This is a genomic window from Streptomyces sp. CA-249302 (genome assembly GCF_050936785.1).
In the GTDB taxonomy this organism is placed as follows: domain Bacteria; phylum Actinomycetota; class Actinomycetes; order Streptomycetales; family Streptomycetaceae; genus Streptomyces.
The window spans coordinates 2,505,904-2,520,328 of the sequence record NZ_JBNJMG010000001.1; the positions used below are offsets into that span (position 1 = coordinate 2,505,904).

The 14,425-nt window shown below is 72.0% G+C and carries 15 protein-coding genes; 8 read left to right on the forward strand and 7 right to left on the reverse strand.

Going from position 1 to position 14,425, the window contains the following annotated elements:
• Positions 1-5: 5 nt before the first annotated feature.
• Complete coding sequence (locus ACQEWB_RS11285; protein WP_432829680.1) at positions 6-740, reverse strand: ZIP family metal transporter; 735 nt, start codon at positions 738-740, stop codon at positions 6-8.
• Positions 741-845: 105 nt separating this feature from the next.
• Between ACQEWB_RS11285 and cobM the strand changes: the two genes are divergently transcribed.
• Genes cobM through cobC form a run of 6 tightly spaced genes read left to right on the forward strand, consistent with a single transcriptional unit; the run spans position 846 to position 7,310 of the window.
• Positions 846-1,694 carry a precorrin-4 C(11)-methyltransferase gene (gene cobM, locus ACQEWB_RS11290; RefSeq protein WP_432829682.1) on the forward strand — a complete coding sequence of 283 codons (849 nt, stop codon included), beginning with the start codon at positions 846-848 and terminating at the stop codon, positions 1,692-1,694.
• Between the two features lie 5 nt (positions 1,695-1,699).
• A complete protein-coding gene (gene cbiE, locus ACQEWB_RS11295) occupies positions 1,700-3,040 on the forward strand; it encodes a precorrin-6y C5,15-methyltransferase (decarboxylating) subunit CbiE (protein ID WP_432843752.1) in 1,341 nt (446 codons plus the stop codon).
• A complete protein-coding gene (gene cobJ, locus ACQEWB_RS11300) occupies positions 3,037-4,728 on the forward strand; it encodes a precorrin-3B C(17)-methyltransferase (protein ID WP_432829684.1) in 1,692 nt (563 codons plus the stop codon). The genes cbiE and cobJ overlap by 4 nt, the downstream gene beginning before the upstream one ends.
• The gene (locus tag ACQEWB_RS11305) at positions 4,725-5,315 is read left to right on the forward strand and encodes a precorrin-8X methylmutase (protein ID WP_432829686.1); all 591 of its coding nucleotides are present in this window, start codon (positions 4,725-4,727) and stop codon (positions 5,313-5,315) included. Before cobJ ends, ACQEWB_RS11305 begins: the two co-directional genes overlap by 4 nt.
• Positions 5,312-6,238: a sirohydrochlorin chelatase gene (locus tag ACQEWB_RS11310; RefSeq protein WP_432829688.1), complete on the forward strand. Its 927-nt coding sequence runs from the start codon at positions 5,312-5,314 to the stop codon at positions 6,236-6,238. Before ACQEWB_RS11305 ends, ACQEWB_RS11310 begins: the two co-directional genes overlap by 4 nt.
• Positions 6,228-7,310 carry an Rv2231c family pyridoxal phosphate-dependent protein CobC gene (cobC, locus tag ACQEWB_RS11315; protein WP_432829690.1) on the forward strand — a complete coding sequence of 361 codons (1,083 nt, stop codon included), beginning with the start codon at positions 6,228-6,230 and terminating at the stop codon, positions 7,308-7,310. The genes ACQEWB_RS11310 and cobC overlap by 11 nt, the downstream gene beginning before the upstream one ends.
• Positions 7,311-7,423: 113 nt before the next feature.
• Here the strand turns inward: cobC and ACQEWB_RS11320 are convergent, their stop codons facing one another.
• The 6 genes from ACQEWB_RS11320 to ACQEWB_RS11345 form a co-directional block, all read right to left on the reverse strand.
• Positions 7,424-8,371 carry an SCO1860 family LAETG-anchored protein gene (locus ACQEWB_RS11320; RefSeq protein ID WP_432829692.1) on the reverse strand — a complete coding sequence of 316 codons (948 nt, stop codon included), beginning with the start codon at positions 8,369-8,371 and terminating at the stop codon, positions 7,424-7,426.
• A 217-nt stretch (positions 8,372-8,588) separates the two neighbouring features.
• Positions 8,589-9,680 (reverse strand): amidohydrolase family protein, encoded by a 1,092-nt coding sequence (locus ACQEWB_RS11325; protein WP_432829694.1) that lies wholly within the window; start codon positions 9,678-9,680, stop codon positions 8,589-8,591.
• Positions 9,681-9,685: 5 nt separating this feature from the next.
• A complete protein-coding gene (locus tag ACQEWB_RS11330; RefSeq protein ID WP_432829696.1) occupies positions 9,686-9,913 on the reverse strand; it encodes a hypothetical protein in 228 nt (75 codons plus the stop codon).
• A gap of 135 nt (positions 9,914-10,048) precedes the next feature.
• The gene (locus ACQEWB_RS11335) at positions 10,049-10,819 is read right to left on the reverse strand and encodes an amino acid ABC transporter ATP-binding protein (RefSeq protein ID WP_432829698.1); all 771 of its coding nucleotides are present in this window, start codon (positions 10,817-10,819) and stop codon (positions 10,049-10,051) included.
• Positions 10,816-11,649, reverse strand: coding sequence for an amino acid ABC transporter permease (locus tag ACQEWB_RS11340; protein WP_432829699.1), 834 nt, complete (start codon positions 11,647-11,649; stop codon positions 10,816-10,818). Before ACQEWB_RS11340 ends, ACQEWB_RS11335 begins: the two co-directional genes overlap by 4 nt.
• Positions 11,646-12,503 carry a transporter substrate-binding domain-containing protein gene (locus ACQEWB_RS11345; protein ID WP_432829700.1) on the reverse strand — a complete coding sequence of 286 codons (858 nt, stop codon included), beginning with the start codon at positions 12,501-12,503 and terminating at the stop codon, positions 11,646-11,648. The genes ACQEWB_RS11340 and ACQEWB_RS11345 overlap by 4 nt, the downstream gene beginning before the upstream one ends.
• A 105-nt stretch (positions 12,504-12,608) precedes the next feature.
• Here ACQEWB_RS11345 and ACQEWB_RS11350 point away from each other — a divergent pair, with 105 nt between their 5' ends.
• Complete coding sequence (locus ACQEWB_RS11350; RefSeq protein WP_432829701.1) at positions 12,609-13,703, forward strand: pyridoxal-phosphate-dependent aminotransferase family protein; 1,095 nt, start codon at positions 12,609-12,611, stop codon at positions 13,701-13,703.
• Between the two features lie 92 nt (positions 13,704-13,795).
• The gene (locus tag ACQEWB_RS11355) at positions 13,796-14,329 is read left to right on the forward strand and encodes a DinB family protein (protein ID WP_432829703.1); all 534 of its coding nucleotides are present in this window, start codon (positions 13,796-13,798) and stop codon (positions 14,327-14,329) included.
• Positions 14,330-14,425 lie beyond the last annotated feature (96 nt).

Consider the following 14,425-nt stretch of genomic DNA (forward strand, 5'->3'; position numbering starts at 1 on the left):
GGAGGTCAGCCGGCGATCCCGACGACCAGCCAGATGAAGGCCGCGCCGGCGACCGTGCACAGCACGGTCGAGCGGGCGGGGTGTTCGTGGTGGGCCTCGGGGAGGATCTCCGCCGCGGCGAGGTAGAGGAGCACGCCGCCGAAGAGGCCGAGATAGCCGCCGAGCAGGCCCTCCGGGATGGTGACGAACGCGGTCGACGCGGCGCCGACGACCGGGGCCGCGGCGTCCGCGAACAGCATGGCCAGCGCCCTGCGGCGGGCGTTCCCGTACAGGCTCGTGATCGTGTACGTGTTGAAGCCGTCCGCGAAGTCGTGGGCGACCACGGCCAGTGCCACCGCCGTCCCCATGCCGCCGCCGACCTGGAAGGCGGCGCCGATCGCCACGCCGTCCATGGCGCTGTGGCCGACCATCGCGGCCGCGGCCGTCAGGCCCACCTCGGGCGCCCGGCCGTCGGCCTCGGTCTCCTCGCCGCCGTGCGCGGCCTGGCGGGTGGCCAGGAGCCGTTCGACCAGGTGGGCGAGGAGGAAGCCGGCCACGAACAGCAGCAGGGCCGCGGGTACGCCGAAGACCTCCTGGCCGGCCGCCTTCAGCGCCTCCGGCAGCAGATCCAGGCCGACCACGCCCAGCATCAGGCCACCGGCCAGTCCCAGGACCAGATGGCGACGGTCGGTCACCCGCTGTGCCGTCCAGCCGCCGGCCAGCGTCATCAGGAACGCGCCGAGCGCGACGAAGACCGCCATGGGGCTTTGTTATCCGATCAACCGTCGTTCGCGCACATCGGGCGGCCGCGGCGACAGCACCCGTAAGACCTTTTGTACTGGTTGTTCATGAAGGGACCGAATTCCATGGCCGATGCCGATGCCGCTGCCGCTGTCTCGACCGGCGCCCCCACCGGCAAGGTGACCTTCGTCGGCGCCGGCCCCGGCGCCGCCGACCTGCTGACGTTCCGTGCGGCGCGCGCCATCGCCGAGGCCGATGTCGTGATCTGGGCGGCGAGCCTGGTCCAGGCCGAGGTTCTCGAACACGCGCGCGAGGGTGCGGAGATCCTCGACTCGGCGACGATGTCGCTGGAGGACGTGGTGGCCGTGTACGAGCGGGCGCGGGAGGAAGGGCTGCGGGTCGCTCGCATCCACTCCGGCGACCCCGCCCTGTGGGGCGGTACGCAGGAGCAGCTCGACCGGTGTGCGGGGATCGGGATCACGACAGAGGTCGTGCCGGGCGTCTCCGCCTTCTCGGCCGTCGCCGCGCTCGCGCAGCGCGAGCTGACCATCCCCGAGGTCGCGCAGTCCGTGGTCCTCACCCGGCTCGGCGGCGGCAAGACGCCGATGCCACCGGGCGAGGAGGTGCGGGAGTTCGCCAAGCACGGCACCACCATGGCGATCTTCCTGTCCGCGGCCCGCAGCGGACAGCTGGTGCGGGAGCTGCTGGAGGGCGGCTATCCGACGTCCACGCCGGTCGTCGTCGCCTACCAGGCGACCTGGCCGGAGGAACTGGTCGTGCGGTGCACGATCGGGACGCTGGAGGAGACGGTCAAGGAGCACAAGCTCTGGAAGCACACCCTCTTCCTGGTCGGCCCGGCGCTCGACGCCGAGGGCACGCGCTCGCACCTGTACCACCCCGGCCACTTCCACGGGTTCCGCAAGGCCGACCCCGAGGCCCGTCGGGCGCTGCGTGAGCGAGGGGCCAGTACGTGAGTGGCCTGATCACGGTCGTCGGTACGGGGACGGGGGCGCCGCTTCCCGACGGGGTGCTGGCCGGGGCCCGGCTCGTCGTGGGCGGCAGACGGCATCTGGAGTCCGCCCCGGTGCCGGCGGACGCCGAGCAGGTCGTGCTCGGGCCGTTGGCGCCGGCGCTGGACGTCATCGAACGGCATCTGGAGAAGGACTGCCGGGTCGTGGTGCTGGCCTCGGGCGATCCGGGGTTCTTCGGGATCGTGCGAGTGCTGGCCGAACGGTTCGGGGCGGAGCGGCTGGACGTACGGGCGGGAGTGTCGTCCGTGGCCGCCGCCTTCGCGCGGGCCGGGCTGCCGTGGGACGACGCGGTGGTGGTGAGTGCGCATGGACGGGATCTGCGGACGGCCGTGAACGTGTGCCGGGCCCGGCCGAAGGTGGCGGTGCTCACGGGGCCGGGGGCGGGTCCTGCGGAGATCGGTGCCGCGTTGGCTGGTCGGGCGGCTGCGGAGATCGGTGCCGCGTTGGGTGGTAGGGCGGCTGCGGAGCCGTCGTGGCCGGACGCGCCCGGCGGCGGAGCCGCGGATCGATACGGCCCCGCGCCCCTTGGGCGCGTTCTCGTGGTCGCTTCCGGCTTGGGGACCGGCGATGAGCGTGTCGAGCGGGTCACCCCCTCCGAAGCCGCCGCCCGGGACTGGGGATCCGCCGTGAGTGTCGTGCTGTGTCTCGACGAGTCCCGCGCGCTCGGCGGAGTGCGTACGGTCGCCGGACCGGCCACCGGGCCCGCTCAATGGGCCCTGGAGGAGGACGCGTTCACCCACCGCGACTCGATGATCACCAAGTCCGAGGTACGGGCCCTCGCGCTGGCCAGGCTCGGGCCGCGGCTCGGCGAGCTGGTGTGGGACGTCGGCGCGGGGTCCGGTTCCGTGGCCGTGGAGTGCGCACGCTTCGGAGCCGCCGTCGTCGCCGTGGAGAAGGCAGTGGACGCGGTGGAGCGGATCGCCGCCAACGCCCGCGCGCACGACGTGTACGTGGACGCCGTGCACGGCTCGGCGCTCGATGTGCTGCCCCGACTGCCCGACCCCGACGCCGTGTTCGTCGGCGGCGGTGGGCGCGAGCTGCCTGCCGTCGTCACCGCCTGTGCGCGGCGGGCCCGGCGGACGGTCGTCGTGGCCATGGCCGCGCTGGATCGTGTGCCGGCGGCGCGTGAGGCGCTCGTCGGGGCCGGGTTCTCGTGTGACGGCGTGCTGTTGCAGTCCTCGCGGCTCGCGCCGTTGCCGGGTGATGTGATGCGGCTGGCCGCGACCAATCCCGTTTTTCTGCTGTGGGGGAACCGAACCCCCGTCCCTCAAGAAGGAGTTGCTCAGTGATCGGCCTCATTTCCGCCACCGCGGCGGGAGCGGCTGCGCGCGACCGGCTGGCCGCGGCGTGGCCGGAGCGGACGCGTGTGTACGAGGGTCCCGTGGGGGACGCCGTACGGGCCGCGTTCGCGGAGTGCGAGCAGCTCGTGTGCTTCCTGGCCACCGGGGCGGTGGTGCGGCTCGTGGCACCACTGCTGGGTGACAAGGCGACCGACCCGGGTGTGGTGTGCGTCGACGAGGGCGGGCGGTTCGCCGTGTCGCTGGTCGGTGGGCACGGGGGCGGGGCCAATGAACTCGCCGGTGAGGTCGGGGAGTTGCTGGGGGCGACTCCGGTGGTGACCACGGCCACGGATGCGGTGGGGGTGCCGGGCCTCGACACGCTCGGGATGCCGGTGGAGGGGGATGTCGCCGGGGTCTCGCGGGCTCTGCTCGACGGTGAACCGGTGGCTCTCGATGCGGAGTTGGCCTGGCCGCTGCCGCCGCTCCGGGTATCCACCGAAGGTTCGTATGTGATCCGTGTGTCGGACCGTCTCGTCGAGCCCGCCCCGCACGAGGTCGTCCTCCGGCCCCCGTCCCTCGTCGTCGGCGTGGGTGCCTCCAAGGGTGCGCCCGTCGACGAAGTGCTGGAGCTGGTCGAGGATGCCCTGCGTGATGCCGGGCTGTCGCCGAAGTCCCTCGCCGAGCTCGCCACCGTCGACGCCAAGGCCGGCGAACCCGGGATCGTCGAAGCCGCCGACCGGCTCGGGGTACCCCTTGTCACGTACTCCGCCGAGGAGTTGGCGAAGGTCGAGGTGCCGAACCCCTCCGACGCGCCGCTCGCCGCCGTGGGAACCCCCTCCGTCGCCGAGGCCTCCGCACTCGTACGAGGCGGTGAACTCCTCGTCCCCAAGCGGAAGTCGGCACGGGCCGACGGGCATGCCTCGATGGCGACCTGTGCGGTGGTACGACGCCCCGCGCGTGGGCGGCTCGCGGTCGTCGGGCTCGGGCCCGGCGCGCGGGACCTGGTGACTCCGCGGGCCACGGCCGAACTTCGGCGCGCCTCCGTGCTCGTCGGGCTCGATCAGTACGTCGACCAGATCCGCGATCTGCTGCGTCCCGGCACGCTGATCCTGGAGTCCGGGCTCGGCGCGGAGGAGGAGCGGGCGCGGACCGCTGTCGCCGAGGCCCGGAAGGGGCAGGCCGTCGCGCTGATCGGGAGCGGGGACGCCGGCGTGTACGCCATGGCCTCCCCCGCGCTCGCCGAGGCGTCCGACGACATCGACGTGATCGGGGTGCCCGGGGTCACCGCCGCGCTCGCGGCCGGGGCGATCCTCGGAGCGCCGCTCGGGCACGACCACGTGTCCATCAGCCTCTCCGACCTGCACACGCCGTGGGAGGTCATCGAGCGGCGGGTGCGGGCGGCGGCCGAGGCGGACATCGTGGTCACCTTCTACAACCCCCGTTCCCGGGGCCGCGACTGGCAGCTGCCCAAGGCGCTCGCGATCCTGGGCGAGCACCGGGAGCCGGCCACACCGGTCGGGGTCGTGCGGAACGCGTCGCGGTCGGACGAGTCCAGTCGGCTGACGACGTTGGCCTCGCTGGACCCGGCGACGGTCGACATGATGACGGTGGTGACCGTGGGCAACACGGCGACCCGCGAGATCGCGGGCCGCATGGTGACACCGCGCGGCTACCGCTGGCAGGAGGGCACCCAGTGAACCGAGTCGTCCACCCGATCGAGGTGGAGTCCTACCGGCGCATGCGCGCCCGCCTGGACACCTCGCACCTCCCGCCCCTGACCCGGGCCGTCGTCGAGCGAGTGGTCCACTCCGCCGCCGACCTCGACTACGCGGCCGATCTCGTCATGGACGAGGGCGAGTTGGAGAAGGCGCACGCGGCGCTGCACTCCGGCGCCCCCGTCGTCGTGGACGTCGAGATGGTGGCCGCCGGGATCACCCGGCGCGAGACCGTCTGCCGGCTCCGGGACGCCGAGGCCGAGGCGGGGCTGACCCGTTCGGCGCGGGCGATCCGGCTCGCCTACGAGCAGGTCGGCCCGGGCGCTCTCTGGGTCATCGGCAACGCCCCCACCGCGCTGGAGGAGTTGCTGACGCTCGACGCCGCCCCGGCGCTCGTCATCGGCCTGCCCGTCGGCTTCGTCGGTGCGGTCGAGTCCAAGGCCGCGTTGCGCGAGAGCGGGCTGCCCGCCGTGAGCAACGTGTCCGAGAAGGGCGGTTCGGCGGTCGCCTCCGCCGCGCTCAACGCCCTGCTGTACCAACCTGCTTCCGTGCCTGAGGAGAAATCGTGACCACCCCGCCGCCCGCCCTGCTCATCGCCGGCCACGGCACCCGGGACGAGGCCGGAGCCGAGGCGTTCCGCGACTTCGTACGGGAGCTGGGCCGCCGCCACCCCGAACTGCCCGTCGCGGGCGGCTTCATCGAGCTGTCGCCGCCGCCGCTGGGCGACGCGGTCGCCGACCTGGTGGAACGGGGTGTACGGCGGTTCGCGGCCGTACCGCTGATGCTGGTGTCCGCCGGGCACGCCAAGGGGGACATCCCGGCGGCCCTGGCCCGCGAGAAGGAACGGCACCCGGGGATCTCGTACACCTACGGGCGCCCGCTGGGCCCGCACCCGTCGCTGCTCGCGGTGCTGGAGCGGCGGCTGGACGAGGCGCTGGGCGGCGGCGGCCGTACGCCGGAGGACCGGGCCGACGTGACCGTGCTGCTGGTCGGGCGCGGGTCGACCGACCCCGACGCCAACGCCGAGGTGCACAAGGCCGCGCGGCTGCTGTGGGAGGGGCGCGGGTACGCGGGCGTGGAGACGGCGTTCGTGTCGCTCGCGGCGCCGGACGTGCCGAGCGGTCTCGACCGGTGCGTGAAGCTGGGGGCGCGGCGGATCGTCGTACTCCCCTACTTCCTGTTCACCGGCATCCTGCCGGACCGGGTGAAGCAGCAGACCGAGGGGTGGGCGGCCGCGCATCCGGAGGTCGAGGTGCGGTCCGCGGAGGTGATCGGGCCGGAGCCCGAGCTGCTCGATCTGGTGATGGAGCGGTACGCGGAGGCGGTCAAGGGCGATCTGCGGATGAACTGCGACTCGTGTGTGTACCGGATCGCGCTGCCCGGGTTCGAGGACAAGGTCGGTCTGCCGCAGCAGCCGCACTTCCACCCGGACGACGACGGCCACCATCACCACCACGGGCACCACCACGGCGGACACGCCCATGCGCACTGAGAAGGCCACGGAGGGCTCCGCCGGGCACGATCTGCGGCATCACGGGGACGCCGAGGTGCGGGACGACGGTTCCGCGCTCGTCGATCTGGCCGTGAACGTACGTGCGGACACGCCGCCGGCCTGGTTGCGGGAGCGGATCGCCGGGTCGCTCGGCGGGCTGGCCGCCTATCCGGACGGGCGGGCCGCTCGGGCGGCGGTGGCGGCTCGGCACGGGGTGCCGGTGGAGCGGGTTTTGCTGACGGCGGGTGCGGCGGAGGCGTTCGTGCTGCTCGCGCGTGCGCTGAAGGTGCGTCAACCGGTCGTGGTGCACCCGCAGTTCACCGAGCCGGAGGCGGCGCTGCGGGACGCGGGGCACACCGTCGACCGGGTGCTGCTGCGCGAGGAGGACGGCTTCCGGCTGGACCCGGCGGCCGTCCCGGAGGACGCGGACCTGGTGGTGATCGGCAACCCGACCAATCCGACGTCCGTCCTGCATCCGGCCGACGCGATCGCCCGACTCGCCCGGCCCGGGCGGACGTTGGTCGTGGACGAGGCGTTCATGGACGCGGTGCCGGGTGAGCGGGAGGCGCTGGCCGGGCGGACCGACGTGCCCGGCCTTGTCGTGCTGCGCAGCCTCACCAAGACCTGGGGGCTGGCCGGGCTGCGGATCGGGTACGTGCTCGCCGCGCCGGAGACCATCGCGGAGCTGGAGCGCGCCCAGCCGCTGTGGCCGGTCTCCACGCCCGCGCTGGCCGCCGCCGAGGCGTGCGTCGGCCCGCAGGCGCTGGCGGAGGCGGCCCACGCGGCGCACCGCATCGCCGCGGACCGGGCCCATCTGGTCGCAGGGCTCAGCGAGTTCGCGCCGGACGGGCTGCGGGTGGTGGAGGCGGCGGAGGGACCGTTCGTGCTGATACGGCTGCCACGGGCGGTCGCCGTCCGCCGCCACCTGCGCGACCTCGGCTACGCCGTGCGCCGCGGCGACACCTTCCCGGGGCTGGGCGAGGAGTGGCTACGGCTCGCGGTGCGGGACCGGGTGACGGTGAACGGGTTCCTGCAGGCGCTGGACCAGGCGGTGACGCTCGCGGGGCGGTGAGGTGGGGCGTAGGGCATGGCACGTGCCACGGTGAGGTGGGGCCAACGGAACGGGACACACCGCGGCGAGGTGGGGCCAATGGTATGTGACATTCCATTGGCCCCTACACATGTTCAGCTCCGGCCGCGCCGCGCCAGCGCCACCGCTCCCCCGCCCGCCACGACCAGCGCGATCGCGCCGCCCGCGATGTACGGCGTCATCGAACTGCCGCCGGTCTCGGCGAGGTTCGCCTCGTCACCCGCGGCGCCCTGCGCCTTGACGTCACCGGAACCGGAGCCGGAACCGCTGTCGGAGCCCGCCGCCGGATCCTTGCTCGGGGTCGGCGTCGTCGCTGCCGCCGTCTTCGGCGCCTCGCAGGTCGCCTTCGCGAGCGTGACCGTGCCCTCGACCTCGGCCACGTTGAGCTTCAACGGGTTGACGGAGACCTTGAGTTCCAGGGCGGTCGCGGCCGCCGTGCGGGAGGTCTTCTCCGTCTTGGAGAGGTCGAGGCGGACCTCTCCCACCCCCGGCACCTTGACGTCCGTGGTGCCGCCGGCCGTCAGGGTGACCTTCTTGCCCAGCGCGGTGACCGAGCCGAGCAGGTTCGAGGTGGCGACCGGCTCCTTGCCGGCCTCGCAGGTCGCCTTGGCGGTGACCTGGTCGACCTCGATCAGGGACAGCAGCGGCAGGCCGGGGACGTGCAGCTTGGCGTGGGCGAGGTTGGTGTAGCCCTCGGCCTTGGCGGCGGTGGCGGTGGCCTTCGCCGTCGCCACCTCCGCGTCCAGCACGCTGAAGGGCTGCCCGCCGTCCACGCCGTCCAACTTGGCGGTGAGCGCGGTCTTCTCGGCGCTCTGCGGCGCCTCGACCTGGTTGAGCGAGACCGTGAGCGGGACGTTCACGGTCTTGTTGAGCAGCGACACGTCGAGCCCGGTGCGCAGCACGACGGCGCTCGCGCGACCCTGGTCGGTCGTCGCGTGCGCGGTGCCCGCCGCGGCCAGGACCGCGGGACCGGCGGCCAGGGCCGTGGCCGTCGCGACGGTGGCGAGACGGCGTGCGGGCATACGGAAGTTCTTGCCGTTCAAGGTGGGGACCCCTCAGAGGAGACTTGCTCGGGACCCGACAAGAATTGCGTACGAGGGGTGAACTGATGGCGTTCCAGCGCCAGTTCACCCCATCGTGCGTTCTACGTGAACGTTTTCGAATCACCCGGCACGGCTGTTCCACTCATTCGCCGCGATATCACCGCCTGCCCCATAGGCGGCGCCGCAACGGCGCACAGGCCGGTGTGCATGGCGTCGGCTAGCCGACGACCCGTCCGTTGAGCACTACCCGTCGCGGCGCCGCCAACACCCGTACGTCGGTACGGGGATCGTCCGCGTACACGATCAGGTCGGCCGGCGCGCCCTCCTCAAGGCCCGGCCGCCCGAGCCACTTCCGCGCGCCCCATGTCGTCGCCGACAGGGCTTCCACGGCGGGGATGCCGGCGGCGACCAGCTCGGCGACCTCGCCGGCCACCAGGCCGTGGGCGAGGTGGCCGCCGGCGTCGGTGCCGACGTACACCGGGATGCCGGCGTCGTAGGCGCCCCGCACGGTGTCGTAGCGGCGCTCGTACAGGCGCCGCATGTGCGCCGACCACTGCGGGAACCTGGCCTCGCCGCCCGCCGCGAGCTGCGGGAAGGTCGCGATGTTCACGAGGGTCGGGACGATGGCGACGCCGCGCTCGGCGAACAGCGGGATCAGGTCGTCGGTGAGGCCGGTCGCGTGCTCGATGCAGTCGATGCCGGCCTCGACCAGGTCCCGCAGGGAGCTCTCGGCGAAGCAGTGGGCGGTGACGCGGGCGCCGAGCCGGTGTGCCTCCGCGATCGCCGCCTCGACCGCTTGGCGCGGCCAGCTGGGGGCGAGGTCGCCGAGGTCGCGGTCGATCCAGTCGCCGACGAGCTTGACCCAGCCGTCGCCGCGGGTCGCCTCCTGGGCGACGTACGCGACGAGGTCCTCCGGTTCGATCTCGTGCGCGTAGCCGCGCATGTAGCGGCGGGTGCGGGCGATGTGACGGCCGGCCCGGACGATCTTCGGGAGGTCCTCGCGGTCGTCGACCCAGCGGGTGTCCGACGGCGAGCCGGCGTCCCGGATGAGCAGGGTGCCGGCGTCCCGGTCGGTGAGGGCCTGCTTCTCGGCGACGTCCTGGTCGACGGGGCCGTGCGGGCCGAGGCCGACGTGGCAGTGGGCGTCGACCAGGCCGGGGAGGGTCCAGCCGTCGACGGTACGGACGTCTTTGGCGCCGGCGGGACGGTCGTAGGAGATCCGTCCGCCGACGACCCAGAGTTCGTCCCGGACCTCGTCGGGCCCGGTCAGGACCCTGCCCTTCACGTGCAGCACCGTGCGATCGCTCATGGGCCTCAGCCTAGGACGACGGGCAGTCCAGCCTCGATACGGCTCAGCAGCCGGCCTCCGTGCACCCGCGGGGCGTCGAAGCCGCGCGGGCACTCCTCGCCGTCCGCGCGGAGCACCTCGGGGACGAGGACCGAGGCCGGGTCGACGTCCTGGGCCAGGTCGAGGTGGCCGGGCGCGAGGACCCGGCCGTGCAGCGTGCCGCCTGTCAGGGCCGGCTCGAACTCGCCGGGCAACCGTCGTCCACGTCGAGGATGTCGCCCTCGACGGTGAGATCGCCGTCGACGACTACTCCTGTGTCCTCGGTCCAGTCCCTGATCTCGGTCATGTCCGCACCGTCCCACAGGGCACCGACAATCCGACCCGGCCCCTCAGGACCTGTCCTCCTCCACCTCCGCCATCGCCGGGTCCAGCAGCCGGGAGAGGAAGTGCCGGGTGCGCTCCTGCCGCGGGTTGCCGATGACCTGGGCCGGGGTGCCGTCCTCGACGATCACCCCGCCGTCCATGAAGACCACCCGGTCGGCGACCTCGCGGGCGAACGTCATCTCGTGGGTGACGACCATCATCGTCATGCCCTCCTGCGCGAGCATCCGCATGACCGCGAGGACGTCCCCGACCAGCTCCGGGTCGAGCGCCGAGGTCGGCTCGTCGAAGAGCATCACCTCGGGGCCCATCGACAGGGAGCGGGCGATCGCCACCCGCTGCTGCTGGCCGCCGGAGAGGGAGGCGGGGTAGGCGTCCGCCTTCTCGGACAGGCCCACACGTTCCAGGTTCTCGGCGGCCACCTTCGCCGCCGCGGCCTTGTCCCGGCGCAGCACCCTGCGCTGCGGCAGCGTGAGGTTCTCGGTCACCGTGAGGTGCGGGAAGAGGTTGAACTGCTGGAAGACCATGCCGATACGGCGGCGTACGGCGTCGATGTCGACATCGGGGTCGGTGAGTTCGGTGCCGCCGACGAAGACCTGGCCCTTGGTGGGCTCTTCGAGGAGGTTCACGCAGCGCAGCAGTGTCGACTTGCCGGAGCCGGAGGGGCCGATGACGCAGACGACCTCGCCCTGGCCGATCTCCAGGTCGATGCCGCGCAGCACCTCGTTGTCGCCGAAGGACTTGTGCAGGCCCTTCACCTCGATCTCGGGTCGGCTCATTTCACGGCCTCCTGGGCCTTCGCCTCCATACGGCGCACGACGAAGCCGAGCGGGATGGTCACCAGCAGGTAGCACAGGCCGGCGACCAGGATCGGCGTGGAGTTGGCGGTCGTACTGGCCAGGTCGCGGCCGTACTTGGACAGTTCGCGCTCCTCCAGGGTGACGCCGAGGAACAGGACCAGCGAGGAGTCCTTGAAGAGGAGGACGAGTTCGTTGGTCAGCGGCGGGAGGATGATGCGGAACGCCTGCGGGATGATGATCGAGATCATCGCGCGGGCCGGTGAGAAGCCCAGGGAACGGGCCGCCTCCATCTGCCCCTTGGGGACCGCCTGGATGCCCGCGCGGATCGTCTCTGCCATGTAGGCGGCGGCGACCAGACCGAGTGCCAGGGCCACCTTGCCGTACGTGCCGCCGACGATCTCCGTGCCGGGGAAGGCCAGCGGGACGGCCACCCCGATGAAGATGAAGATCAGCAGGGCGGGCAGGCCGCGGAAGATCTCGATGTAGATGCCCGCCAGCCAGCGGTACGGGCCCACCGACGACAGGCGCATCAGGGCGATCAGCATGCCGAGCGCCAGGCCCACGACGAAGCCGGACACCGTGTACAGCACGGTGTTCTTCAGCGCCATGGTGATGACGTCCGGGAACATCTGCTTGGCGATGCTCCACTGCGCGAACTGGTTCTTCAGCCGCCCCCAGTCGGCGCCGACCGCGAAGGCGACCACGGCGGCGACGAAGACGACGTACTGGACGCCCCGCGACAGGCTGCGCTTCTGACGTCGGGTCAGACCCTTTTTCCGGGGCTGGAGTTGTGCGTCGGTCGCGGTCATGAGGCGGAGGGAGACGCGGCCGACTCGTCGTAGGGGCCGATCCACTTCTCGTACAGCTTCTTGTACGTCCCGTCGGCCTTCGCGTCCTTGATCGCCTTGTTGACGGCGGCGAGGAGCTTGGTGTTGCCCTTCTTGACCGTGAATCCGTACTGCTCACCGGTGTTGATGTTGCCGGCGAGCTCGAAGGCGGCCGCGTTGGCCTTGTCCTTCAGCCAGCCCTGGACCACCGGGTAGTCGATGATGACGGCCTTGACCTGGCCGGTGCGCAGGCCGTTGAGGACGGCGTCGGAGGACTCGAAGGAGACCGGGTCGAAGCCCTGGCTCTTGGCGTAGTCCTCGCCGGTGGTCTGCGCCTGGGCGCCCAGCTTGACCTTCTTGGCCTTGGCGTCGGCGAGCGAGGTGATGCCGCTGTCCTTGCCGACCAGGAGGGCCTGGGTGGCGTCGAAGTACGGGTCGGAGAAGTCGACGTTCTTCTTGCGCTCCGCGGTGATGGTCATGCCGGCCGCGGCCAGGTCGCACTCGCCGGAGTTGAGGAAGGCGCCGGTCTTGAAGTTCTCGAAGGGCGTGTCGAGGATCTTCTGCTTCACTCCCAGGTCCGTGGCCACGAGGTCGATCAGGGACACGTCGAAGCCCTGCACCTTGCCGTCGATCTCCGACTGGAACGGCGGGTACGGCAGGTGGGTGCACGTGGTGAGCTGTCCTGACTTGACCAGCTCGACCCCGCCGGCGGCGGTCTTGCTGCCGCCGTCGTCGCTCGACGTGCAGGCGGCCACGAGCAGCAGCCCGGCCGTGACGGTGGTGGCGGCGAGGGCGCGGGGCAGGGCGCGGGTTCTGCGGCCGAAGACGGTGTACACGGGAACCTCCGGTGGGGCGGGAGTGCGGAGTCACCGGCAGGGGTGGATGTGGGGTGCCGGTTACTCTCGACACCTGTACCCCATGACCGAGGAGAAGGCACCGCCGTGACACACCCGTTCCTTGACCTGGCCCCGCTGAGCGCCGCCCGCTTCGCCGAGATCGAGGACCGGGTCGCCCGTTTGCTGGACACCCGGCAGGACGTCGTGATCATGCAGGGTGAGGCGCTGCTGCCGCTGGAGGGGGCGATCCGGGGGACGGTCGGTCCCGGCAACACCGCGCTGAACGTCATCACCGGGCCGTACGGGCAGACCTTCGGGAACTGGCTGCGGGACTGCGGGGCGACGGTGATCGATCTGGCGGTGCCGTTCCACACGGCCGTGACCGCCGAGCAGGTCCGGGAGGCCTTCGCCGAGCATCCGGAGATCGACTTCGTGTCGCTGGTCCATGCGGAGGCGGCCACCGGGAACACCAATCCCGTCGCGGAGATCGGGGAGGTCGTACGAGAGCGGGGCGCGATCTTCTATCTGGACGCGGTGGCCTCGATCGGGGCCGAGCCGGTGCTTCCGGACGCGTGGGGTGTGGACCTGTGTGTCATCGGGGCGCAGAAGGCGATGGGCGGGCCGGCCGGGGTGTCGGCGGTGTCCGTGAGCGCGCGGGCTTGGGCGAGGATGGCCGCGAACGCGGGGGCGCCGAGGAGGTCGTACCTCTCGCTGCTGGACTGGAAGGAGCGGTGGGTCGACGGCGGGCGCAAGGTGCTGCTGCATGCGCCGGCGCAGCTGGAGATGCTGGCGCTGGAGGCGTGTGTGGAGCGGATCGAGGCGGTTGGGCTGGATGCCGTGATGGGGCGGCATGTGGCGGCCGCGGGGGCTGCGCGGGCGGGGGCGGTGGCTCTGGGTGGGGGGCTGGAGCCGTATGTGTACGACGTTCGGGAGGCGGCGCCGGTCGCCACGACGCTTCGGGTACCGGCGGGGACTGTCGCTTCGGAGCTGGTGGCTCGGGCGTTGGAGATCGACTCCTCGGTGCCGTTGGCGGCGGGTGGGGGTGCGTTGGCCAAGGAGATGATCCGGGTCAATCACTATGGGGTGGATGCGACGCGCTCCGCGGTGGGGGCGAGTCTGGCGGCGTTGGGGGCTGCGCTGGCCGAGCGGGGGGTTTCGGTGGATCTGGAGGGGGCTCGGCGGGTTGTGGAGGCTGGCTGACGGTCGTCGGGGGCCGAGGTCTCCGGGGGCTGCGCCCCCAGACGGGCCGAAAGCGCACCCCCGCTGTCAGTGGCCCGTGCCATGCTCGCCGCATGACCACCGACGCAGCCCATACCCTTCCCGACGGCCGGCCCATCCCTCATCTCACCGGTGGCGAGCGGGAGATGCTCGAGAGCTGGCTCGACTTTCATCGGGCCACTCTGGAGTTGAAGTGCAAGGAGCTGGATGACGCCCAGGTGCGGCTTCCGGCGGCGGAGCCGTCGGCGCTGACGCTGCTCGGGCTCGTGCAGCATCTCGCCGAGGTGGAGCGGAACTGGTTCCAGCGGGCCGTGGGCGGGCTGGACATGCCCCCCGTGTTCGGGGAGGGGAACGAGAGCGGATACGGGCTCGATCCCGCCCGGGGGATCCATGACGCGCTCGACCTGTGGCGGCGGGAGATCGCGCGCGGGCGGGAGCTGTGTGCCGGGCGGTCGTTGGACTACGTCACCCGGATTCCCGACGGGGACATGGCGGGTATCGAGGTCAGCCTGCGCTGGGTGCTCATTCACATGATCGAGGAGTACGCCCGGCACAACGGGCACGCGGATATTCTGCGCGAGCGTATCGACGGGGTGACCGGGGCCTGAATTCCGCCCTATTCCCGGTGTAATTCGCGTGCCTTTTCGGGAGCAGCTTCCCGTATTCTTCTGCCCGCTTTTTCCGAACCTAAACGCAAAGATTCC

Excerpts from the sequence above, each read along its gene's own strand:
- ACQEWB_RS11285 (WP_432829680.1), bottom strand. The coding sequence starts at position 740 with ATGGCGGTCTTCGTCGCGCTCGGCGCGTTCCTGATGACGCTGGCCGGC.
- cobM (WP_432829682.1), top strand. The coding sequence starts at position 846 with ATGGCCGATGCCGATGCCGCTGCCGCTGTCTCGACCGGCGCCCCCACC.
- cobC (WP_432829690.1), top strand. The coding sequence starts at position 6,228 with ATGCGCACTGAGAAGGCCACGGAGGGCTCCGCCGGGCACGATCTGCGG.
- ACQEWB_RS11325 (WP_432829694.1), bottom strand. The coding sequence starts at position 9,680 with ATGAGCGATCGCACGGTGCTGCACGTGAAGGGCAGGGTCCTGACCGGG.
- ACQEWB_RS11335 (WP_432829698.1), bottom strand. The coding sequence starts at position 10,819 with ATGAGCCGACCCGAGATCGAGGTGAAGGGCCTGCACAAGTCCTTCGGC.
- ACQEWB_RS11340 (WP_432829699.1), bottom strand. The coding sequence starts at position 11,649 with ATGACCGCGACCGACGCACAACTCCAGCCCCGGAAAAAGGGTCTGACC.
- ACQEWB_RS11355 (WP_432829703.1), top strand. The coding sequence starts at position 13,796 with ATGACCACCGACGCAGCCCATACCCTTCCCGACGGCCGGCCCATCCCT.